This is a genomic window from Fusicatenibacter faecihominis, from assembly GCF_020686945.1.
Lineage (GTDB): Bacteria > Bacillota > Clostridia > Lachnospirales > Lachnospiraceae > Limivivens > Limivivens faecihominis.
Window position 1 is genome coordinate 92,809 of sequence record NZ_JAJEPR010000005.1, and the last position, 22,693, is coordinate 115,501.

At 49.6% G+C, this 22,693-nt stretch carries 24 protein-coding genes and 1 pseudogene; 2 read left to right on the plus strand and 23 right to left on the minus strand.

Annotated features, from left to right (window positions below; translation table 11 throughout):
• Positions 1-4 precede the first annotated feature (4 nt).
• Both priA and LKD71_RS04510 read right to left on the minus strand, forming a co-directional pair.
• Positions 5-2,221, minus strand: coding sequence for a replication restart helicase PriA (priA, locus tag LKD71_RS04505; protein WP_227614528.1), 2,217 nt, complete (start codon positions 2,219-2,221; stop codon positions 5-7).
• On the minus strand, positions 2,218-3,684 hold the full coding sequence (locus LKD71_RS04510) for a UDP-N-acetylmuramoyl-L-alanyl-D-glutamate--2,6-diaminopimelate ligase (protein ID WP_227614529.1): 1,467 nt from the start codon (positions 3,682-3,684) through the stop codon (positions 2,218-2,220). The genes priA and LKD71_RS04510 overlap by 4 nt, the downstream gene beginning before the upstream one ends.
• Positions 3,685-4,403: 719 nt before the next feature.
• On the opposite strand from LKD71_RS04510, the gene LKD71_RS04515 reads away from it, so the two are divergent.
• Positions 4,404-5,360 carry a GNAT family N-acetyltransferase gene (locus LKD71_RS04515; protein ID WP_227614530.1) on the plus strand — a complete coding sequence of 319 codons (957 nt, stop codon included), beginning with the start codon at positions 4,404-4,406 and terminating at the stop codon, positions 5,358-5,360.
• Between the two features lie 41 nt (positions 5,361-5,401).
• Positions 5,402-5,911, plus strand: a complete 510-nt coding sequence (locus tag LKD71_RS04520) for a GNAT family N-acetyltransferase (RefSeq protein ID WP_227614531.1) — start codon at positions 5,402-5,404, stop codon at positions 5,909-5,911.
• Between the two features lie 315 nt (positions 5,912-6,226).
• Here the strand turns inward: LKD71_RS04520 and LKD71_RS04525 are convergent, their stop codons facing one another.
• The 21 genes and pseudogenes from LKD71_RS04525 to LKD71_RS04625 form a co-directional block, all read right to left on the minus strand.
• Positions 6,227-6,613 (minus strand): RidA family protein, encoded by a 387-nt coding sequence (locus tag LKD71_RS04525; protein ID WP_178046698.1) that lies wholly within the window; start codon positions 6,611-6,613, stop codon positions 6,227-6,229.
• Positions 6,614-6,770: 157 nt separating this feature from the next.
• The gene (locus LKD71_RS04530) at positions 6,771-6,926 is read right to left on the minus strand and encodes a FeoB-associated Cys-rich membrane protein (RefSeq protein ID WP_178046697.1); all 156 of its coding nucleotides are present in this window, start codon (positions 6,924-6,926) and stop codon (positions 6,771-6,773) included.
• Positions 6,927-6,940: 14 nt separating this feature from the next.
• Positions 6,941-8,986 (minus strand): ferrous iron transport protein B, encoded by a 2,046-nt coding sequence (gene feoB / locus LKD71_RS04535; protein WP_227614532.1) that lies wholly within the window; start codon positions 8,984-8,986, stop codon positions 6,941-6,943.
• A gap of 6 nt (positions 8,987-8,992) precedes the next feature.
• Positions 8,993-9,208 carry a FeoA family protein gene (locus tag LKD71_RS04540; RefSeq protein ID WP_178046695.1) on the minus strand — a complete coding sequence of 72 codons (216 nt, stop codon included), beginning with the start codon at positions 9,206-9,208 and terminating at the stop codon, positions 8,993-8,995.
• A gap of 100 nt (positions 9,209-9,308) precedes the next feature.
• A complete protein-coding gene (locus LKD71_RS04545; protein WP_227614533.1) occupies positions 9,309-10,448 on the minus strand; it encodes an aminotransferase class V-fold PLP-dependent enzyme in 1,140 nt (379 codons plus the stop codon).
• On the minus strand, positions 10,445-11,260 hold the full coding sequence (gene yqeB, locus LKD71_RS04550; protein WP_227614534.1) for a selenium-dependent molybdenum cofactor biosynthesis protein YqeB: 816 nt from the start codon (positions 11,258-11,260) through the stop codon (positions 10,445-10,447). The genes LKD71_RS04545 and yqeB overlap by 4 nt, the downstream gene beginning before the upstream one ends.
• 14 nt (positions 11,261-11,274) lie before the next feature.
• The gene (gene yedF, locus LKD71_RS04555) at positions 11,275-11,898 is read right to left on the minus strand and encodes a sulfurtransferase-like selenium metabolism protein YedF (protein WP_178045095.1); all 624 of its coding nucleotides are present in this window, start codon (positions 11,896-11,898) and stop codon (positions 11,275-11,277) included.
• Between the two features lie 15 nt (positions 11,899-11,913).
• A complete protein-coding gene (locus tag LKD71_RS04560) occupies positions 11,914-12,180 on the minus strand; it encodes a DUF3343 domain-containing protein (protein ID WP_227614535.1) in 267 nt (88 codons plus the stop codon).
• Between the two features lie 75 nt (positions 12,181-12,255).
• Positions 12,256-13,212 carry a TIGR03943 family putative permease subunit gene (locus tag LKD71_RS04565; protein ID WP_178045096.1) on the minus strand — a complete coding sequence of 319 codons (957 nt, stop codon included), beginning with the start codon at positions 13,210-13,212 and terminating at the stop codon, positions 12,256-12,258.
• Between the two features lie 2 nt (positions 13,213-13,214).
• Complete coding sequence (locus LKD71_RS04570) at positions 13,215-14,405, minus strand: CobW family GTP-binding protein (RefSeq protein WP_227614536.1); 1,191 nt, start codon at positions 14,403-14,405, stop codon at positions 13,215-13,217.
• A gap of 174 nt (positions 14,406-14,579) precedes the next feature.
• Complete coding sequence (gene selD / locus LKD71_RS04575) at positions 14,580-15,602, minus strand: selenide, water dikinase SelD (protein WP_227614537.1); 1,023 nt, start codon at positions 15,600-15,602, stop codon at positions 14,580-14,582.
• A 34-nt stretch (positions 15,603-15,636) separates the two neighbouring features.
• Positions 15,637-15,711 (minus strand): annotated as a pseudogene (locus LKD71_RS18670) (hypothetical protein); the annotation flags it as partial.
• Between the two features lie 6 nt (positions 15,712-15,717).
• Positions 15,718-16,191, minus strand: a complete 474-nt coding sequence (locus LKD71_RS04585; RefSeq protein ID WP_227614538.1) for a hypothetical protein — start codon at positions 16,189-16,191, stop codon at positions 15,718-15,720.
• A 67-nt stretch (positions 16,192-16,258) separates the two neighbouring features.
• The gene (locus LKD71_RS04590; protein WP_227614539.1) at positions 16,259-16,981 is read right to left on the minus strand and encodes an ATP-binding cassette domain-containing protein; all 723 of its coding nucleotides are present in this window, start codon (positions 16,979-16,981) and stop codon (positions 16,259-16,261) included.
• Entirely contained in the window at positions 16,978-17,667 is a 690-nt protein-coding gene (locus LKD71_RS04595) for a hypothetical protein (RefSeq protein ID WP_227614540.1), read from the minus strand. Before LKD71_RS04595 ends, LKD71_RS04590 begins: the two co-directional genes overlap by 4 nt.
• Before the next feature lie 151 nt (positions 17,668-17,818).
• Positions 17,819-18,661 carry a hypothetical protein gene (locus LKD71_RS04600; protein ID WP_227614541.1) on the minus strand — a complete coding sequence of 281 codons (843 nt, stop codon included), beginning with the start codon at positions 18,659-18,661 and terminating at the stop codon, positions 17,819-17,821.
• Positions 18,658-19,344 (minus strand): hypothetical protein, encoded by a 687-nt coding sequence (locus LKD71_RS04605; RefSeq protein ID WP_227614542.1) that lies wholly within the window; start codon positions 19,342-19,344, stop codon positions 18,658-18,660. Before LKD71_RS04605 ends, LKD71_RS04600 begins: the two co-directional genes overlap by 4 nt.
• 13 nt (positions 19,345-19,357) lie before the next feature.
• Entirely contained in the window at positions 19,358-20,773 is a 1,416-nt protein-coding gene (locus LKD71_RS04610; protein ID WP_227614543.1) for a diguanylate cyclase domain-containing protein, read from the minus strand.
• 32 nt (positions 20,774-20,805) lie between these two features.
• Positions 20,806-21,024 carry a hypothetical protein gene (locus LKD71_RS04615; RefSeq protein WP_227614544.1) on the minus strand — a complete coding sequence of 73 codons (219 nt, stop codon included), beginning with the start codon at positions 21,022-21,024 and terminating at the stop codon, positions 20,806-20,808.
• Positions 20,988-21,317, minus strand: a complete 330-nt coding sequence (locus LKD71_RS18485; protein ID WP_227614545.1) for a histidine kinase N-terminal 7TM domain-containing protein — start codon at positions 21,315-21,317, stop codon at positions 20,988-20,990. Before LKD71_RS18485 ends, LKD71_RS04615 begins: the two co-directional genes overlap by 37 nt.
• Positions 21,317-22,690 carry an MATE family efflux transporter gene (locus LKD71_RS04625; protein ID WP_227614546.1) on the minus strand — a complete coding sequence of 458 codons (1,374 nt, stop codon included), beginning with the start codon at positions 22,688-22,690 and terminating at the stop codon, positions 21,317-21,319. Before LKD71_RS04625 ends, LKD71_RS18485 begins: the two co-directional genes overlap by 1 nt.
• Positions 22,691-22,693: the final 3 nt, after the last annotated feature.

Here is a 22,693-nt window from a genome sequence, read left to right on the forward strand (position 1 = left end):
CTTATTAAGCTCTTTCGTATTGTATGTGAATCTTCTGATAGCCTTCATTCATTTCAATATATTGTTCCACTTTTTCTTTCACCATAGTCAGCCGGTTTTCGTTTGGATGACGGACGTAGAGCACCTTCCGGTAGACGTCCTGAATCCGGGCGATGGTCTCATCCCCGGGGCCGATAACCTGGATTCCGGTCTTGCTTTCCAGGAGATCCAGAAATTTCTTCAGATACTCCATCGCCATGGAAAGGTAGGCCTCATCTTCTGAGGAAGCGTGGATCGCCAGCATGCCTCCCGCCGGCGGATAGCCTCCGATCGCCCGAAAAGCGATCTCCTGGCGGTAAAAGGCTTCGTAATCCTGCTCTGACGCGGCCTGGATGCTGTAGTGCTCCGGGTCGTAGGTCTGGATCACAACTCTGCCGGGCAAATCGCCCCGGCCCGCTCTTCCCGCGGCCTGGGTCAGAAGCTGGAAGGTCCGCTCCGCCGCCCGGAAATCGCTGGCGTGAAGGGAAAGGTCCGCCGCCAGAATCCCCACCAGGGTCACATTTGGAAAATCATGGCCTTTGACGATCATCTGGGTCCCGATGAGAATGTCCGCCTCGCCGTTTGCAAAGGCGGAAAGAATTTTCTCGTGGCCGTCCTTTTCCCGGGTCGTGTCAAGATCCATCCGAAGAATCCTGGCCTCCGGAAATTCCCTTGCCACCACCGTCTCCACCTGTTGGGTCCCAATGCCGAAATCCCGCAGAAAAGGACTTCCGCAGGAGGGACAGGTCTTCGGGACCGTCGTCTCGTAGCCGCAGTAGTGACAGATGAGCCGCCCGCCCCGGTGAAGGGAGAGGGACACATCGCAGTGGGGGCACTCGATAACCTGGCCGCAGGAACGGCAAGACAGGAAGCCCGCATAGCCTCTCCGGTTCAGGAAAAGCATCATCTGATGGCCGGCGGCCAGGCACTGGGCCATCTCATCTTTCAGGGTATTGCTCAGAACGGAGCGGTTCCCTTTTTTCAGCTCTTCCCGAAGATCAACGATGGAAACCTCGGGGAGGGCGGCCGTTTTCACCCGCTTCCGGATCGTGAAGAGGCGGTACTCTCCTTTTTCCGCCTTATAATAGGCATCCACGGAAGGCGTGGCCGTTCCGAAAACCACATGGGCCCCTTCCAGCTCGCCACGCTTCACCGCGGTCTCCCGGGTCAGATAGCGGGGCACCGTCTCACTCTGGTAAGAGGTCTCGTGCTCCTCATCCTGAATGATAATCCCCAAATTTGGAAAAGGAGTAAAAAGAGCCGACCGGGGGCCGATCATCACGTCAATGAGGCCTTTTCTCGCCCGCTCGTACTGATCGAAACGTTCTCCCGGGGAAAGCCGGGAATTCATAACAGAAATCCGCTCCCCAAAACGCCGGTAAAAACGCATGACCGTCTGATAGGTCAGGGCGATCTCCGGAATCAGAACGATGGCCTGTTTTCCTTCTTTCAGGACTCCGGCGATGAGCTCCATATAGATCTCCGTCTTGCCGCAGCCCGTGACGCCGTGGATCAGGCAGGGGCGGGGCGTTTCTTTTTCCCACTCCTCGCGGATTCCCTCCACCACATGCTGCTGCTCCGGGTTGAGCGTCACGGCCTGTTGTCTCGACGCCTTGACATGGACGGGATTTCGATAAACCGTGTCCACCTGAATCTTCAAAAGCTCCATGTTTTCCAGGCTACGGATCACCGCGGGCGGAATATTGAGCTTCGTCGTCACCAGCTCCCAGGGAAGGCTTCCCTCCTCCAAAAGGGCATTGAGGAGCCGGTAGCGGGCGGTCTGATGTTTCTTTTCAAAAAAGGCAAGGCGCTCCCCGGCCTCTTCCTCAGATACCGCCAGCAGTACCTGCTTTTTCTCTTTTGGTTTTTCCTTTTTTCGTACCGGAATTACGGTTTTCAGAGCCTGGATCATCGTGGCGCCGTAGTAATCCCGTATCCAGGCCGCCAGAGCGATAAGCCGGGACTCCACGCCCACGCCGTCGGTGGAGAGGGCATGAATGGACTTGATACGCTCCGGAGCGATCTCCGCCCGGTCCGTGGTTCCAATCACATAGCCCTTGATGAGGCGGTCGCCCCGGCCGAAGGGAATCTCGACCACCATTCCAGGAAGAAGTTTCCCCTCAAGTTCTTCGGGAATCCGGTACTGAAAGGGTTTATCCAGCTTTTCGTGGGAAATATCCACGATGATATTGGCATAAGTCAACGTAAGTTCTCTTCCTCCAGGATCTCCTGAATCAGTTCTCTTTCATCCATGTGATACTTTTTGCCCTCGATCTCCTGATAGTCCTCGTGGCCTTTTCCTGCCAGGACGATGACATCTCCGGGCTGGCCGTGAAGGATGGCGTAACGGATTGCTTCTTTTCGATCGGCGATCTTGACATATTTTCCGTCGGTCTTCTTGATGCCGCTCTCAATGTCATCCAGGATGTCCTCCGGCTTCTCAAAACGCGGATTATCGGAAGTGATGATCGTGAAATCAGCCAGTCTTCCGGAGACCTCCGCCATCTCGAAACGGCGGGCTTTGGAGCGGTTTCCACCGCAGCCAAAGAGGCAGACCAGTCTGCCCGGTTCATACTCTCTCAAGGTGGTAAGAAGACTTTCGAGGCTCATGGCATTGTGGGCGTAATCGATCATCAGAGTAAAATCATCAGAAACTTTCACAAGCTCCACTCTTCCTTTGACCTTCGCCTGTTTGAGAGCGGTCTTGATGTCAGCCTCTCTCACCTTGAAATGCAGGCAGACTGCAATGGCTGCCAGAGAATTGTAAACGCTGAACTTTCCCGGAATATCAATCTCCACATCCATGTCGATCATTCCTGCGGCATGATAGGAAATGCCGAGGTAGCCGGGTTTGTGAACCATCTTGAGATTCTCTGCCCGGAGATCGTTTTTCTCGGAGAGACCGAAGGTCTCCACCTTGCAGGTATGGCCCGCAAGCACCTGATCAAGATGCTCGTCATCGCCGTTCACGATACCGATGCGGCACTGGCGGAACAGGAGACCTTTGCAGTGCATGTAGTCTTCAAAGCTCTTGTGCTCCGCGGGTCCGATGTGATCCGGCTCGATGTTGGTAAAAATACCGATCTCAAAAGGGATACCTGCGGTACGGTTCAGCATGAGACCCTGGGAGGAAACCTCCATGACAGCCATATCGCAGCCGTCCTCCAGCATCCGGTGGAAATATTCCTGGATTTTCACGGATTCCGGCGTGGTGTTGCTGGACGGGATATGAGTCTCACCGATGATGGTCTCGATGGTTCCGATGAGGCCTACCTTGTGGCCCGCGGATTCGAGAATGGATTTGATCATGTAAGTAGTTGTTGTTTTTCCCTTGGTTCCGGTAATACCGATGACCTTCAGTTTCTCCGCCGGGTAATCGTACCAGGCTGCGGAAACCAGGGCCATCGCGTAGCGGGTATCTTTGACCTGGATCACGGTAACGGACTCCGGTACCTCCACCGGCTCCTCCACCAGAAGAGCGACAGCTCCTTTCTCTGCCACTTCAGCGGCATATGTGTGTCCATCCGTCACAGCTCCCCGGATGCTGAAAAAAAGCGTCCCGGGAACTACCTGTCTGGAATCATTGGCGATACCTGAGATCTCCCTGTCCAGACTTCCCTGCACGCAGGTATATTCCAAACGTTCCAATAACTGTTCAAGCTTCATATATATTCCTCCATATCGTGCCTGTTTTGAGGCAGGCGGGTGAAATCGCTTCTTTATAGAATAACATAAGGGGGAGGATTTTTCAAGAATTTGGGGGAGGGTGTTTCTGGCTTTTTGCAGGGCCACTGCAGAATAGGCGGCTTCGGGAAGCCGTAGGAAGCTTTTGTTGAGGGGTGGCTTTGAGAAGCCGTGGGAACTTTTGTTGTGGGGCGGCTTTGAGAAGCCGTGGGAACTTTTGTCGAGGGGCGGCTTTGAGAAGCCGTGGGAACTTTTGTTGTGGGGCGGCTTTGGAAGCCGGCAGGGAACGTAAATGCGAGGGGGACGGCTCCAGGGCCGCCCTCCCCCTCAGCCTCCCCCTTGTGGCCCTTTAAGTTCAAAAAATAGGGGGCTTACGTCAACAGGTAGACATTGTACATCGGTTGTGGTGTGACAACAGGAAGGATGTGTGGTATGGTAAGTAGCGCAAGCATGATTTATGGATGTTTTTCGAAGAATATACAGCCAGCCACCTGACTTGCTACTCACTCAAATAAAAAAAGTTTCATTATATTATATGCTATATGAATCCACGACTACCCGTCATTTCACGCACCATCTGTATGACGTAAGCACCACTATTTTCTAGCGTGCCCTGGAAGGGGGTGCAGGGGGAAACCAGGACGCAACTCCGATGGTTTCCCCCTGCATATTTTAAGAAAAATTAGAAAGGAAGATTTTCTATGGAAAAATTTACCGGCAATAAAATCATCGTCCTCGGCTGCTCCGGCAGCGGCAAAAGCACTTTCTCAAGAAAGCTTGCTGCACGCACCGGTCTCCCTCTGATCCACCTCGACAATATCTGGTGGCGGCCTGACCAAACGCACATTACGCGGGAGGAATTTGATCAGAAGCTTAATGAAATACTGCATGATGATTTCTGGATTATTGATGGCAATTACAGCCGGACCTATGAAGAGCGGATCCGCGCCTGCGACGCCATTATCTTTCTTGATTACAGCGAAGAGGTCTGTATGGACGGAATCACCCGCAGAGTAGGCCAAAACCGCCCCGATATTCCCTGGACAGAGCAGCATCTGAATCCTGAGCTTGTGAAGTTTGTTCATGCTTTCCACGAAACCGGCCGTTCTCAATTGCTTGCTCTTATAGAAAAATATTCCGATAAGAAAGCTCTTATTTTTAAGACCCGCGAAGAGGCTGGCGAGTGGTTGTCGCAGACGTTTCTCGCCTGTCACCCAACCACCGAAGAAGAAAAATACCGGATCAACGCCTGGAACTACACCGGTGATTACGCCATCTACAACAATCCTCCCTATGAGGAGCAGAAAAAAAGAGGCTTTGGCTTTGCCAATCCCCAAAACAATTTCTATTCTTTTTATGACGGTACCTCTCTGGTCGGCTTTGTCAATCTTTCTGAGGAGGAAAACGAAGTTTTCTTTGGAATCGGCGTAAATCCGGACTGTTGTAACCACGGCTATGGCCAGCAGATGACCCGCATCGCCTGTGAACTGTCGCAGACGCTGTTTCCCGGAAAGCCTCTGTATCTGGAAGTCCGGACCTGGAACACCCGCGCTGTCCGCTGCTACGAAAAGGCTGGATTTTGCATCACAGGGGAACCGATTTTGCAGAAGACGTCTCTTGGGGAAGGGCTTTTCTATCGGATGAGCAGAGGAGAATAAAAATCCCCTCAAAAAATTTTGTTTAAGCGGAAAAAATCAACATGAACTTTACTATAACAACCGAACGACTCACCATACAACCGTTCAGCAATATCTTTTTAAAGACATACTACAAAGAATTTACAGATAAAATTACACAGTATCAATATCCCGACAGTTTTCCCAGTATAGCTTCCGCTGATAAAATTCTTTCAAAATTTGTCCATGATATGACGCAGGGAGAAATGCTCGAGCTGGTTATTCTCACCCATGATGGTGAGTTTATCGGAAGCCTGGAAGCTTTTGCCATCACTGAAAAGACACCCGAGCTTGGACTCTGGCTGAAAAGTTCTGCCCATGGAAAAGGCTACGGCTATGAAGCTTTAAATGAATTAGTTGATTACTTAAATTCAACAGGTAAATACCAATATTATATTTATGAAGTAGATGTAAGAAACACCCCCAGCATTCACTTAGTCGAGAAATTCCATTATAAAAAAGGCGGTTATGAAGAAATCACAACTGCATCCGGGAAAATACTGAACTTACAAACCTATTATATTTTTAATTAACTCCGAAGGAACCATTTCTATTTTTATCAAAAAAGAAATAATAATCTTTCATAAATTTATGGTATTGGTATACTGATGGAGGATTCTTATGTTGGGGAATCCCAGGGGATTTATATGGGGATTTTTTGTGAGATTTGTATGATTGTTGCTCCCAGAACCAAATAGAAATTCTTCCTATAAATATGAATCACCAACCACCCGTCATTTCACCCACTACCAGTATGACGTAAGCCCCTTATTTTCTAGCGTGCCCAGGAAGGGGGTGCAGGGGGAAACCAGGACTTCGCAACTCCGATGGTTTCCCCCTGCAATATTTCAGCGGATTAACCCAACAGTTGCGATGAGCTCCACCTCGCACAGCACATTCTTCGGCAAAGTCTTAACTGCCACACAGGACCGCGCCGGTTTTGACACGAAATATTTTGCGTAAACTTCGTTGAAAGCTGCAAAATCGTTCATATCTGCCAGGAAGCAGGTGGTCTTGATGACACTGTCGAAGCTTGCGTGAGCCTCTTTCAGGATCGCGCCCAGGTTCTTGCAGACCTGCTCAGCCTGTGCTTTAATGTCGCCGTCTACCAGCTCTCCGGTCTCCGGGATGATGGGGATCTGTCCGGAAGTGTACAGGGTGTCGTTGGCAACGATGGCCTGGGAATAGGGTCCGATTGCTCCGGGTGCTTTATCAGTGGAAATTACTTTGTTCATGGTATCTTCCTCCTCTTATGCCGGATGAATCCGGCTGTGATTTTTCGTATAGTGCCATTGTACCACAACTTGCCCCCCTTTTCCACTGCAATTCTGCAAACCTGGCTATCTGTTTCATTGCCTCTCAAAAACATGCAGTGCCGAAGGGGAACAGCGATCATTTTTCCTTAAGTCTGCTTCCGCAGCCGCTCTTCCCGGAACAGCCGCTGCAACCGCAGCCACAGCCGCCGTTCTTGATATCCTTATGTTTCTTCCGGATCACGAAAAACGCATACAAAACAATCAAAAGAACAATCACAATTCCTGCTATCATATCTTTATCCTTTCTCAGCCCACAAAGAGTCTTCCAATCTGATACACCAGCAGCGTCACAACCCAGGCGGTCCCCAGCTGAAACAGCGCTGCTTTCAGCGCCCATTTCCAACCGCCCATTTCTTTTTTAATCGTAACAAGGGTTGCCGCGCAGGGGATGTAGAGCAGACAGAAAATCATCAGGCAGTAGGCGTTCAGTCCGCCAAAGCCCATGGCAGCAAGCTGTCCCTGAAGGAGCTCCATACCCGCCAGGGAATTGATGTTGGAGATTCCGAACAGCACGGCACAGCTGGTGACAACCACCTCTTTGGCGGAGATTCCCGCGATGAGCGCCATGGCGATCTGCCAGTAGCCCAGTCCCAGAGGCTGGAAAAAGGGCACGATCACTTTTCCAAGAACCGCTCCGAAACTTGCTTCCATTTCCGTGGTGTAGCCGCCGGGGCCGAAATTCAGAATGAACCACATGATAACGGACGCCAGAAAAATCGTAGTGCCCGCTTTGGTGACGAAATCCTTGACTTTTTCCCAGACATAAATGGCCACAGTCCTGGCGCTGGGCGCTTTGTATTCGGGAAGCTCAATCAGAAGAATGTTTGGATTTTCCTCTTTATCCGCCAGATGAAGGATCGCCGCAATGCCGATGGCTACGAAAAGGCCGATGACATACATGGAATAAGCCGCAATCATGGCTTTTTTTCCAAAAAACATCTCCGAAAACAGAATATAAATCGGAAGTCTCGCGCTACAGGACATAAACGGTGTCACCAGCATGACCCGGTAACGGTCTTTCTGATTTTCCAGCACCCTTGAGGCCATCAGCGCCGGAACGCTGCAGCCAAAGCCCAGAATCATGGGGATAAAAGCCCGGCCGGAAAGTCCCAGCCTTCCCATGATGCCGTCCATGACATAGGCCACTCTCGCCATATAGCCGCTGTCCTCCAGAAAAGCCAGGGCCAGAAACAGGATGAAAATATTCGGAAGGAAGGTCAGCATGCCGCCCACTCCGGCAATGATGCCATCCGTCACCAGAGAAATGATCTCCGGCCGGACATGAAGGGCCGTAAGCCCATCTCCCGCGGTCCCGGAAATCAGCTCCATCAAAAGCTCCACATAGCCCTTCAGCCAGTCTCCCACAGTAAAGGTCAGAAGAAACACCAGTGCCATGATACAGAGGAAAATGGGAATGCCCAGAATCCGGTGGGTCAGAAAACGGTCCACATGATCGGTCAGCTCCGCTTTCTGGGCCTTGTTTACCACGACCTCCTCCACGATCTCCTGGATAAAATCATATTTCTGGTTGATGATATCCGTCTCATAGCTCCGGTCCAGTACCTCTGGAAGATTCACCGGATATTTTGCCGTGATCTCCGGGTCCTGCTCCAGAAGTTTCAACGCCACCCAGCGGTGGTTTGTAATTTCCGGATAGTTTGCCTTCAGCACATCCTTGATCTGATCGATCTTGTCCTCGATCTCGTCGGAATACACCATGGCGTAGTCCTTGTGGTGATTATGTTTGTGGTGAGTCACGCCGGAATGGTTGTGCTCCAGCCCCTCCGGATGCGAAGAATCCTTATGATGCTCCGCCGCATGGATCAGAATGTCAAGGCCTGCCCTTTTTCTCGCAGAAACAGGAATCACAGGGATTCCGAGCATCTCCGGAAAACGATGAAGGTCGATCTCCATGCCTCTTTTTTCCACAATATCCATCATATTCAGCGCCATGATCACCGGCTTGCCCAGCTCCAGAAGCTGCAGCGTCAGATAAAGATTTCGCTCCAGCGCCGAAGCGTCCACCACATCGATGATCACATCCACCTCATCGCTCAGAATATACTGCCTGGACACCTGTTCCTCCATCGTATAGGAAGTCAGGCTGTAGGTGCCCGGAAGGTCCACCAGTTTAAATTCATGGCCATGGTACTTCATGGCTCCTTCCACCTTTTCCACCGTCACACCCGGCCAGTTGGCCACTTTCAGTTTCGCGCCGGTGAAAGCATTAAAAAGTGTTGTCTTTCCACAGTTCGGATTTCCGATAAATCCAATTCTCAAGTCTTCTCTCATGCTCTTTTACCTCACCGTAATCTGTTTTGTGATCCCTCTTCCCAGGGCGAACCTGGTTCCCCTGACGTTGACGATCAGCGTTCCCCGGCTCTTGGCATTGAGAACCAGGATGGAAGTTCCCTCCGTCATCCCCAGGGCCTCCAGCCGTTTTTCCAACTTCAGCGGAAGATCGATCTTTTCAATGGTGTAGGTCTCATTGATCTTTCCAGTATCGAGAGTCATAAAAAATTGCCCTCCTTTTACATACTAGAGCTATGATAGACTTATTGAGAATTTTTGTCAACAAAAAGATGGAAACAGAAAAGCAGCAGGCAAAAAAGACCTACTGCTCTGTCATCTCTCTTAAGGCCGCCGCCGCCCGGCGCACCTCCTCCTCTGTGTTTCCATGAGAAAAGCTGAACCGCACCATGCCCTGGCGCTCCGTGTGGAAAAATTCATGCATCAGCGGCGCACAGTGACCGCCGGGGCGGGTGCAGATCCCGTACTCATGAAAAAGCCAGTCGCTGACCTCGCCGGAATCCTCTTCCCTAAGATTCAGGGAAATGACCGGCACGCGAAGTCCCCCCGCCGGATCCCCATAAAAAATGAATTTCGGACAGTCTTTCAGTTCCCTGTAAAAAAGCTCCGCGAGACGCAATTCTTTCTCCTGAAAATTCTTCCAGCGTTCCTCTTCCATGAGATACCGGACACCGGCCAGAAGCCCGGCAATCCCGTGAGTGTTCAAAGTTCCCGCCTCCAGCCGCACCGGCATGGCGGAAGGGTGCTCTTTTTCAAAGGTAAGAATTCCGCTTCCGCCGGAAAGCAACGGCCGGATCTCCACACCTTTCCGCACGCACAAGCCCCCGGTTCCCTGGGGACCCATCAGACTTTTGTGGCCCGTAAAGCAGACCACGTCGATATTGTCCTCCTTCATGGAAATCGGGAAAATTCCGGCCGTCTGGGAAGCATCCACGATAAGAAGCGTCCCGGTTTCCCGGCAGATTTTCCCGATCCGCCGAAGGTCGTTCCGGTTTCCCGTCACGTTGGAGGCGTGGGTCACCACGGCAAGCTTCGCTCCCCGGCGGATCTTTTCCTCCAGATCCTCGTAGAGCAGACGCCCTTTCTCATCGCAGCCCGCCAGCAGAAGCTTCGCCCCCTGCCCTTCCATCTCATAGAGGGGCCGGAGAACACTGTTATGCTCCATTATCGTGGAAACTGCGAGCTCTCCGGGCTTTAAAAGCCCCTTGATCGCCAGGTTCAGGCTCTCCGTGGAATTGGCCGTAAAAGCCACCTGCTCCGGTCCGTCCCCGTCAAAAAGCCGGTTCAACGCTTCCCTTGCCTGAAATACCGTGCGCGAAGCCAGAAGCGAAGGGCCGCAGCCGCCCCGGGAGGGATTTCCAAAGGAAGTCATAGCCCCCGCCACCGCCTCCAGCACCTCCGGCGGCCGAAAAAAACTGGTAGCGGCACTGTCGAGATAGATCACGCTTCTCCCTCCCTCATCAGAGAAAGGAGGCCTTCCAGCACGCCTCCGCCGATGCAGCGCGCCTTGTCGGAGATCGTGAAGCAGTTCGCGTACTCCGAAAGCCGCGGGTCCACATCCGCCATTTTCAGGCCCTTCGTCACAGCAAAGCCATCGGGAAGGATTCCCCGGAGAAGACCGGAAAGAGGCGAAGGCACTTTCACCTCTCCGATCAGACCCAAGGGTTCTCCTTTTTCCACAGAATCCCCGATGTCATGGAGGATATGAAGCGTCCCATCCGCCGGGGCATGAACCACCCGCTCCTTTCCGTAACCGGCGATGATGCCGGGAACGCCTGTATTCGGCATCGCAGAGCCCTCCCGGATGATCCGGCCCAGGGAATGGCCGCGCATGGTCTCAATAACCAGATCCACGTCTGCCCCCGCGGTAAAGCCAGGCCCCAGCGCAAGGGTGTATTTTGCCATTTTCCGATGAGTTCCCAGGTTTTTCTTCGCCAGGATCGCATCCACCAGGGCCAGCGGTTTTAAATCCTCAAGGCAGCGGCATTCCGGATCCACCAGAAGCGGAATCCGTTCTTTTTCCCATTCTTTTTCTATCTCATCCGTGCTTTCGATTCTTGCCGCCGTGAGATCCTCCACCGTCGCAGTCCCCTCGTAAACCGCCTGGGAAAGCGCCACCTTCCGGCGGATTGCCGTGGGCCGGTCCGTCTCCAGAATCACCAGGCCAAAGCCGCTGTTCCAGAGCTTCTGAATCGTTCCGGTGGCGATATCTCCGCCGCCCCGGACAACTACCAGTGTTTCTCGTTTTCTCTGCATCCTCTCTCCTCCGGTTACGGCTTCACGATGAGGGAAGCGTGGGTCATCCGCTCCGCGATCTCATACATGTTTGTCACCTGACCGACAGCCAGCTTGTCTGCCAGACCATAGTGGTTCAGGCAGGTACCGCAGGTGAGAATTTCCACGCCGCTCTCCTCCAGGAAACGGAGATCTTCCAGGGATTCGCTGCCCTCCGTCGTCAGAAAAGCGCCGCCGTTATAGAATAACACGGTCTGCGGAAGCTCCTCCTGCTGCGTCAGCGCATAGAGAAAGCCTTTTAAAAGGAGATGACCCAGAACCGGATCGCCCTCTCCCATATGATCTGCACTGATGACAGCCACCATGCCTCTGCGGCGCTCATCTTTTTTCTCCGGCTCCAGAGAAGTTTCCTCCTCCAGTTTTTTCAGGGCCTCCTCCCCGGAAGCTCCGGCCACGATTTTCACCAGATATTCCCTGTCTCCGGTCTTTGTGGAACTGGACGTCAGGCCTTTGTGATCTGCCATTTTCAGCAGGTTCTGCACGGCGATCTCATTGTCCACAAGAATCTCCATGATTTCTCCCTCCGGCGCATCTTTTAAGGCATTTTTCGCCTCGATCACAGGTAACGGGCACTGTTTTCCTCTTGCATCAATCTTCATTATTCTTCCATCCTTTCAGTTTTCGTAGACGGCCTCGTAGGTTACGCCATTAAGGACCGCCAGTTTTTCCATCTCTTCCCGCCAGGAACGCTCCGCCATCCAGGCCAGGCCGCAGCCCGCCGTGATCTCTCCCGGCACCGGCACCAGTCTTCCCAGAAGCCCGGCCCCATGACAGGCCGCCTCCATCTTCATGGCCTCCGTCGTGTTCGGGAAGGTCATAAAGCAGCGGTTTTCCCGGTCTCTTCGCAAAAAATTCCGATGAGTCTGTTCTTCTTCTATCATACGAAATCCCTCTGAAAAAAACAATCAGTAAAAAAATACCCCCGGAAATATTTTTTACTTCCAGGGGCATATCGCTTAGTTAAAATATACCATCTCTTCTGCCGGCGCCTCGCAGGGAACCACCTCAGAAGCATAGAAAACAGGACCTTTGCCCCGATACTGTTTGGAATACTCGAAGGCAACCTTTGCAGTCACCTGCACCCACTGTCCATGGCGGAGCGTTTTTGCCAGAGGAGTCTTGCAAATGTAGCCGATGACACGAGTATCATCCGCACAGCAGGTCATGGCCTTTCTGCCGGGAACGAAGTATTCTGCCTCTTCCTTCCGGCTCTTCATAGCCCGGGCTTTGAAACGCACGGTCTTGCCCACATATTTTTTCGGATTGTCTTCCATGTCAATGTAGAAAATACCATAATCCACATCGTCGATATCGATGATATCCGCATTCATATCGTAAGGCATGCTCTCCTCGAAAAGATCGATGAGGTCGCCGTTCTCGTCCTCAAAGCTGATATCGCAGGCCGGATTGACCACCTTCAAGCCACGGCGGTAGTTTGCCAGAGACATAGATGTTTTACAGCGGTTAAAAATCACCATATCCGCATCCTGCACCATCTCGGTGAAGACAGACTGCATGTTGTTGCGGTAGATCTCGTAACTGCCGCCGTCGATGATGACGATCTCCTGGCAGATGCCCCATCCCGGAGGCATCTCCATGGCTCTCAGCTTATTGACGCCCCAGAGCGGATTGTACTCAATGATCACACGCTCCGGGCGGTATTTTTTCTCAAAGGCTCTCAGAGTGGAAAGAGTCAGATCCTCCGGCTCCTCGATGGTTTCGAGAACCGTATGGTATTTCAGAAGATCTTTCTCGTCGTACTCTTCCTCACCTTCTTCACAGCTGATCAGAAGGGTGGTTCCATCCACCTGGAAATAATCCTGACGGATGGTAAAGTTCAGGAAAGACGTTTTTCCGCTCTCCAGGATTCCGTCCACCAGGTAGACCGGTGTTGAAATTTCAAAATCGTCCATAATTAACCTCTTTCAAACCAGAGTTTTTCCAGTTTTGCTTCATCCATTTTAGAACCGATCACACAGATACGGCCGGTGTACTCCGGATTGCCGTCACGGAGCTCATACTCTTCCGGAACCATGTCAAAATAGGTCCAGGTACCGTTCTCATCCTCCAGCATACCCTTTGCACGAAGGATCACGCCGTAAGAAGAGTCCTCGGAGAGCGTCTTAAGAATCTCCTCGATCTCAGCTCTGCTGAATTTACGAACGGTCTCTTTGCCCCAGCTGGTGAAGACCTCATCGGCATGATGATGGTGGTGATGATGGTCATGATCGTGACAGCCGCAGGTGCAGTTCTCGTCATGCTCATGATGATGCTCGTGATGATGGTCGTCATGCTCATGATGATGCTCGTGGTCGTGATGATGCTCGTGGTCATGATCGTCATGGTCGTGATGATGCTCGTGGTCATGATCATGGCAGCCGCAGGTGCAATTCTCGTCATGCTCATGATGATGGTCATGATCGTGATCCTCATCATGGTCGTGATGATGCTCGTGATCGTGATCGCACTCATCCTCGTGCTCTTCCTCCACATGGGAGAGATCGATCTTTTTGCCCTCGATGGTGTCCAGAATCTTCTTGCCTTCCAGCTGCTCCACCGGAGTGGTGATGATGGTGGCATCCGGATTCAGCTCACGGATCATGGAAATGGCAGTCTCCACTTTCTCATCGGTAGCCTTCGGAAGATCGGTACGGCTTAAGATAATGGTTCCGGCAGCCTCCACCTGATTCTTGAAGAACTCGCCGAAGTTTTTCAGATACATCTTGCATTTCAGCACATCCACAACGGTAACGGCGCTGTTCAGCACCACATCCTGGTCATGCAGACGCTCTACGGCATGGATCACGTCGGAAAGCTTGCCGACACCGGATGGCTCGATGACGATGCGGTCCGGATGATATTTCTCTACGACCTCTTTCAGCGCGGTTCCGAAATCGCCCACCAGAGAGCAGCAGATACAGCCGGAGTTCATCTCGCGGATCTCAATTCCTGCATCCTTCAGGAAACCGCCGTCGATACCGATCTCACCAAATTCATTTTCAATCAGAACGATCTGCTGGCCTTTGAAAGCGTCCTGCAGAAGTTTTTTAATCAGAGTTGTTTTTCCAGCTCCGAGGAAACCGGAAATAATATCAATCTTTGTCATTTTTATGCATCTCCTTTTACTGCAAAAGCGGACGAAGGATACCTCCGCCCGTATTATCTCTGACAGCCCGGCCACATTCCCTCCGGACTGCTGTTGCTTTTTTCTGTCCAGTAGATGATTATACTACGAAAAAAATTTTCTGTAAATGGCGTTATTGAAAACTTTTCCTCAAGGTCACTCCACGAGGATCTTTAACGGCTCTTTTTCCGTCACTTCCCCCACGATGGCCGCCGGAAGGCCCAGGTCCCGGATCTCAGAGAGAAGCCCTTCGGCATCCTCTTTTTGTACCGACAGGAGGAGGCCGCCGGAGGTCTGTGGATCAAAGAGAAGCTCCTCCATGAAAAAAGACTCCTTCTGAAATTCTACCTTTCCTTTCATGTGATTCCGGTTTCTCTGGCCTGCTGCCGTAATGTAAAATTCTTCCACATAGGCGGGACAACCCGGAATAAAGGGCACCGCGTCACTGAAAATTCGGGCGGAACAGTTTTCGCCCAGAAGCTCGTTTAAATGGACGAGGAAACCAAAGCCCGTGACGTCCGTGCAGGCGTGAGTCTCGTAGTTTCCGGCCAGAGCGGAAGCATATTTATTGAGCGTAGTCATGGATTTTACCGCCAGTTCATAATCCGCTTCCCGCACATCCTTCATACGGGAGGCCGTACAAACAATACCCACACCCAAAGGTTTCGTGAGGATCAACATATCCCCGGGATGACAGTTCTGATTCGCCAGCACTTGATCCGGATGGATCACACCGGTGACAGAAAGGCCGTATTTGATATCCGCATCCTGAATGGAATGGCCCCCGGCCAGGACGGCCTCCGCCTCCTCCACCTTTTCTGCTCCCCCGGTAAGAATTTTTCCCAGGATATTGAGATCCATACTCTCCGGAAAGCAGACAATATTGAGGGCCGTTTTCGCCGTCCCTCCCATGGCATAAATATCGCTCAGGGCATTGGCCGCGGCGATCTGCCCGAACACATGGGGATCCTCCACCATCGGAGGAAAGAAGTCCAGCGTCTGCACAATGGCCAGGTCCTCCGTCAGCCGGTAAATAGCCGCGTCATCCGCATGATCGTACCCCACCAGAAGATCCTTGTCCTGCTTTCTCGGCAGCAGCGGCAGAATCCGGTCCAGCACCTCCGGCCCCAGCTTCGCCGTACAGCCGCCGCCCTTGCAGAAAATTTTGTCTTCGCTCATTGTAAAAACCTCCCGTTCTTTTCTATTTTTATTATTAGGAAAGAATCCATGTATTTGTCACCATTTTTCCTTCTGCATCTACAAAATAGGTATTACCTACAAACCTACTCTTCGCCTAATCAGGAACTTTCACAAGATTCCGAACCGGCCACAAAGACACAATCAGTTGAAAAGGAAGCTTTTCCAAATCCCCGATATCTTTTCCCATGCGTTCTTCATACACACCGTATGGAAGATAAAATTTCTTTTCTGTTCCTGGCTTTAACGATAACGCCGGACTTCCCTCTGCACTTCTATTGGCAAATCCATATAATTCCGGTTCAAAATCAAGCACCCGGTTCTTCTCATACAGATAGAAAAAAGACCAGTTTATCCCTCTCTCGGTGCTTTCATGAGCCGATTCATTTTTCAATGTCACTGTAAGAAGATATACTTTGTCCGGCTTCCACAGGTTCTGATTCTTTGCCAGTTCGTCATATTCCGTTTTTTCTGATACTTCCGCGTACAGATTCAGGTATTCATCTGTTGATAGAATTCTTTTCTCGTCAATACGAAGATAATATCCGTCCCGATTATCATTTTCCTCCATTTGGCTTCCGCTTAAATTTACCCATTCTCCCGCTTCATATGTTTTTTGTGGAATATCCGGATAGTTCTTATTTACCCGCCAAACCCGCATCCCCCAGAGAACGAGCAGAAGTAGCACACCCGTAACTAATATCTTTTTCCTTTTCATCAGATTCCCCCACCATTCTCCCTTCTGAAAGTTCCAATATCTGGTCGGAATGCATCTTCAAAACTTCATTATCATGACAGGAGAATATCACCAATGCTCCATTTTTCTTTTCTTCTGCCAGCAAATGAGAAACCATTTCTATTCCGGACGTATCCAGTGCATTAAACGGTTCATCCAGAATAAGCAGATCCGGTTTTTCCATAACAGCTGCCGCTATCCCAAGACGCTGTTTCATTCCCAGAGAATATTTTTTATATTTTCGCTGGTCATCCGGATCAAGCCCTACTCGGAAAAGAGTATCTCTTATTTCCTTTTCCGTAATTTTTTGATTGATATCTGCAATCATTTTTAAATTTTGCAGCCCCGTACAGGAATCCAGAAAAGAAGGATTTTCCAAAAGGATTCCAACGCTTGGCGGAAAACGAAAATCGATTCCCAACTTCTTTTCATCATAGAAAATCTCTCCCTCTGACGGACGAATCAAACCGCACAATAAACGCATGAGCATCGTTTTTCCTGATCCATTGATTCCTTTTAAGCCATAGATTTTCCCCGCTAAGAAAGTACAGGAAATATCCTGCAGCACTATATTTCCATGTATGCGCTTTGTGACATGATGAACTTCCAGTTTTTTCAAACTCATATATCTTCCCTCTCCTTTGGAAGGTTTTCTTTTACACGGACTGCCAATCCCCACAAAAGCAGGCTGATAATTCCCACTCCTGCCAGAACCATCAAGCCTTCCTTTCTGTTGACACCAGTTTTTATAAGCGATTGATCTCTGAACACCATTCCCTGATTCGCTATCAGCAAAACGGACGGATATACCATAGCAGCCGCTATCTGAGAGACACTCATACAAAAGCCGCCTACGGGGCCAAGCAGCTGAGCCGTCGCTGTCTGCAATAAAATCAAAATAAAAAACGTAATTGCTGGACTGATGATCAAACCAAAAATCCAGAAAAAATCAGTCAGAACCGTCCCCTGAATGGACGGATACATCCAGGCAAATACTTCCTGATTCATTTTCAGGCTGAGCGGTATGTCACGCCAGACACAAAACAAAATAATCGTCAATGTCACGGTTATCAAATAGCCGATCGCCACAAGAAACGTCCAGAAAAGTTTTTCCAGCCACCAGCCTGTCTGTGAACGTAACGCCAGAATCTGCGCTGAACCTATTTTTTCTTTCATGCGAAAAGGAAAATCTGACAATAAATACAATCCATAGACATATATTATGCACCAGCGCAAAGGCAATTCCGGTATTCGGATTTCTGTTGAAGGAATATACTCGGTTCCCGCCAGAAGATACGCCAGTACATTCATAACGCTCCCCGTTGAGCTTATCCCTTGCTGCCGGATTCCAAATCTTACGGAAGTTTCATATCCCCCGCACAAAAATAAGACAAGGATTACCGAGATGCCAAGGCCTATAAGGATTCGTTTTTTGCAATAGCGGAGATCCATTTTCAAAAGTCTAATATATTTCATATGTTCTTACCTGTTTTTCTACAAGTACCAGTTGAATAAGCAGGAAAAGAAGCCCTTCTCCCAGTATGATCCATCCGTTTCTCACATAACCGGAGCCTCTTAAGAAACCATAAACAGATATTTCCTGCGCTTTTAAATTTCCTACAAACAGGATATTTTTGATTGCTTCGGCTCCCACATAAACCAGCAAAACAATTCCAAAAGAAATAAACTGATTCTTCACATACATGGTACAGACAAACACAAAGTTTGCAAGTAAGCCGCCAAAAATTCCCTCAATCAAAATATACATTCCTGCATAAAGTGATGGATAACTGTAAAAAATGGCAGCCCCAAAATCATTTTCAAGAATATTAAAATATGGATAAAAAGGCAGCGGCTTTTCCCATGGAAAAAATACAGCTGATATTGCCAGATTCACAAGCAGTGTTCCGCTGATTACAACGAAACCGCTGAGAAAAACAGCCAGGTATTTTGCCCGGAAATATTCTCTTCTCCCGGTTCTCACCAACACCAGACGAAGCTGTTTTTTCTTTTCTTCCTGATAATAAGAAGCTGCAAAAGGAAAAGCCGCCAGAAATGGAAGCCAGAAGAAAAAGAGCGTGCGTCCGATGCTAAGCTGTTCATTTAACATCCAGACATTATAAAGTGTGTAGGCCTGTCTGACCGGGAAGCGGTTTTCCCAATATTGTATATAGTCTCTCTGGCTTAACCAGGAACGGTACACCGTTAAAATACTGGATATCCCTAAAAACTGTCCGATACAAAATGCCAGCCAGAATCTGCTTCCGGTAAATGCTTTTTTCAGCTCTATTTTTATCATCTTCATAGTAAATCCTCTTCTGATATCTGAAATACCAGGCCGCCGTCCATATTTCCCGGGAATAAAATCAGACGGGCATCTGATTTTTTGTTCAGCCACTCCCTTCTCACCAGCATTCCCAGCGTAAAAATTGCTTCTTCGCCTTTTTCCAGAAATAACCGGTTCTCATTTTCCTCGATTGCTTTTTTATCCAGGTACAGCCGATTCACATCCTTTCCATCAGCCCCTTCCGGCCCATGAGGCTGCAGTAAAACAGATGGCAGAGAATCGATATTTTTATCCAGCAGCGCTTCGCACTGAAAGGCTCCATTCAAAAGAAGATACTTTTCACCTGCCTGTCCCACTCCATTTTCGTTATAAATTTTAAAACGTACCAACAATAAGGAATTGCTTCCCGTTAATTCATCCGGAATCACATTTCCTTCCTCATCGATAACTCCGGATACCTGACAGTCTTTTTGAGAAATCCCCTTCTCTTTTAAATTTTTTATCAGTTCCATATCTATAAGATCGACCGTAAACCCTTGATAAGTTCCTGTTTTCTCCTCTATTAAATTCTGCGTTTCGATTTCGATGTTTCGATCTTTATCCTGAAAATTATTTTTCTTTGACTTCCACTCCGGATTACTGATAACGATAAGAAGTAATAACATCGCCACTGCCGCAAAAATGTATTTTGTTTTTTTCATCTTCTTAATCCATCTATCCCCTCGTTTTATAAAAAACACAGCGTCCCCGACCACTTTCTTTCGCCTGATAAAGGGCTTTGTCTGCCAGTTCATAGAGTTGGTTAAAGGTGAGCTCCGGTTCTGCAAAAGCAACACCCATGGAAAGTCCGCTGCCGCCTTCCACAGCTTTCAGTGTCAGATTGATCTTATCGAAGATCATCCGTACCCGCTCCTGGATCTTTTCTTCGCTGACATCCGGCTGAAACAGAAGAGCAGCCGCAAACTCGTCTCCTCCCATACGGCAGGCACGATCCTCTTTTCTGAGTGCCGCTTCCAGAGTCTGTGCCATCAGGATCAGATATTTATCTCCATTGTGATGACCGTAGGTATCGTTATACTCCTTAAAATGATCCATATCCATCATCAGCATCACGATCCTGCATTTTCCCTGGAGAAGCTTCAGTTCCAGATCACTGCGGAAAGCCGCATGGTTCAGAAGCCCGGTCAAGGAATCCTTTCGATAAGTCCTCTCCCAGTAATGCAGACAGATCTTGGCCCGGTTCTGCTCCGCATCCAGCAAGCGCTTCATGGAATACGTTTGCCTGATATCCGCAATCGTGATCTCAGAACGCTGAGAGCGGGCAGCAGAATCATAGTAAACCCTGCCATAACAGAAGACAAAATTATCCGTTCCGTCTTTCCGCCGGATCTTATGTTCCAGATAAACCACCGGGCACTTTGCCAGCTCTGCATTTACTTTACAAAGATACTCGGTCCTTTCTTCCTCCGGTATCAGATCAACCTGAAAGAACTGCTTTTTCCGGATATCATCTTTGCTGTAACCGGTGATAGTTTCAAAAGCATCATCCACAGACAGGATCTTCATGTCTTCATCCAGTCGATAGCTGCTGTAAAAAACAGAATGAACATCGTTTTCTGTTTTTTCCACCTCCGCCGAAAGGCTCCGCATTTCCTCTTCGCTGCTGTGACTGCATAAGGCGATCAGTGCCGCCTCTGTTCCACGCACATAATACGTCTGTTTCGGAAAACATTTTCTCATACTTTCTGCCAGATGCCGGATCTTCTGATCCCCCGACTGTGTTCCCATGGTGCTGTTGATAACAGACAGCCCATTGATATCACACATGGCGATCCCTGTAGAAGGAGGAAGGGAATCCTTTCTTTCCTTCACAAAACGCTGGAAACTTTCCCATTCCTGGAAACCGGTGAGAAGATCTGTCTCCAGTGCTGCATCGGAAAATACAAACAGCTGTCCCAAATGCTGTCCTTTTTCATTCCTCAGTCTGCGAATGTCACATCGGAGCGGCCGTTCTTCTTCACCGTCCTTTACATAAAACTGAAGAGAACTGCTTTCGTTTTCCTCCAGATGGAGTTCCAGCTGATAGTGCTCCAGGAAATCCTGCAAAGCGATCCCATCCTTTTCCTGCATCTTTCCAAGCAGATCTTCTGCTCTTTTTTTTATTATCTGGGCGTCCGCTTCATCTTTTTTAATAACAGCAGCAGGACGACTGCAACCATGGTATAGGAAAAAATCAGATGCATCCAGTAAAGAGGCAGCATCTGATAAGCATATTGGGCGATCTGTGTATTTCTTTTCACATAATGAACCGTGATTTCACAAAACGGATTAACAGAAAAAACGATCACCTCAAAAACGGCATAGAACACCGCCAGACGCATTGCTTTTTTCCCCAGTTCACAAAGCTTCCTTTTGTGAAATACACGGTAAAAGCCACAAAACTCAACAGCATAAAATCTATGTCTATAAAATAAATACTGGACATCACTGACATGCAGAGATAACTGTCACTTAAAATACTGATGAGATAACTCAGATCAACGATGGCCGCCCCGATACAGGCAAGCCCCAGATAACGCCCAGTCGTCCGGTTTTTCCGTATGGATAATACTCCCAGATACAGATCCATAAGTGCGATCAAGATCGATAACAGAATATAAGCATCCAAAAACATTACAACTCTCCCCCGTTTATACGGATATTTTTCGCAAGGAGGCTATGTATCTGCTTCTGATAAGCAATGACCAGAAGCACGGCTGCCCCTGTCCAGGCTGCCACCTCAGCAAAATAAATTCCATATTCTCCAACAAACCGCGGCAGAAAAACGGCTGTCAGCAGTCTCATGGCAAGCTCCACAAAACCGGAGATCAGCGGAATGATGGTATTTCCCATTCCCTGCAGGGCCGAACGGTAAATATGCAGGCAGTAAAGGATCACCAGAAACAGAGAAAGCACCACCAGATAATGATAAGCATAGTTCAGCACTTCACCCGCGTCCGGACTGGAATGATCCACAAAAAGCCCTGTGATCTTCCTGCCGAAAAGGAGCATCCCCATACTGATCACCACAGAGATCACTGCCGCCATGGCAGCGCCTTTTCGTACACCGCTTTTAATGCGTTCATGTTCTCCTGCTCCCAGATTCTGTCCTGCGTAAGTAGAAACCGCAAAGCCCATGGAAACGGCTGCGATCTCCAGGAGTCCGTAAAGCTTGTTGGTCGCCGTAAAGCCAGCCACAAACACCACACCAAAGCCATTGACGATCGACTGAAGGATCATGCCGCCAATGGAAATGATCATATTCTGGACAGCCATAGGCATACCCAGGCAGAAAAGTTCTTTCGCCTGCTCCGGTTTCACAGAAAAATCATCCCGGCAAAGACGAAGGAGAGAAACCTTCCTCATCCTCAAAAAACAGTAAATGCAGGAAATCCCCTGAGCAATCAACGTTGCTGCTGCCGCACCTGCGATTCCCCATTGGAAGACTGCCACAAAAAGAAGATCCAGTACTACATTACTGGAAGAAGCCACTCCCATGGCGATCAACGGCGTCGTACTGTCTCCTATGGCCCGGAGCACAGAGGACATCCAGTTATAGATCATCACAATGAGGATCCCGCTGAACATAATGTAGACATAAAGAAGCGCATCGCCAAGGATCTCTTCTCTCGTTCCCATAAGACGCAGCACAGGAGCGGCAGAAAGCAGAAAGACAACCGTCACCACGATTGCAGAAAGCACTGCCAGGATCAGAGAAGCTCCCACCGTCTTTTTCATTTTTTCGTACTCTTTTGCTCCGAACTGCTGGGCGATCATGATCGAAAAGCCCTGGCTTAAGCCGGAGCAGATCCCAAGGCTCATCCAGTTAAACCAGTCCACCGAGCCCAGGGCCGCCAGCGCATGCACTCCCACCAGCTGGCCAACAACCGCCGTATCTACCATGGTATACGTCTGCTGAAATATATTTCCAAGCATCAACGGCAGTGCAAACTGAAGCAGAAGTCTGCCGGGATGCCCTTTTGTCATATCTTTTGCCTGTGTTTTCATTGC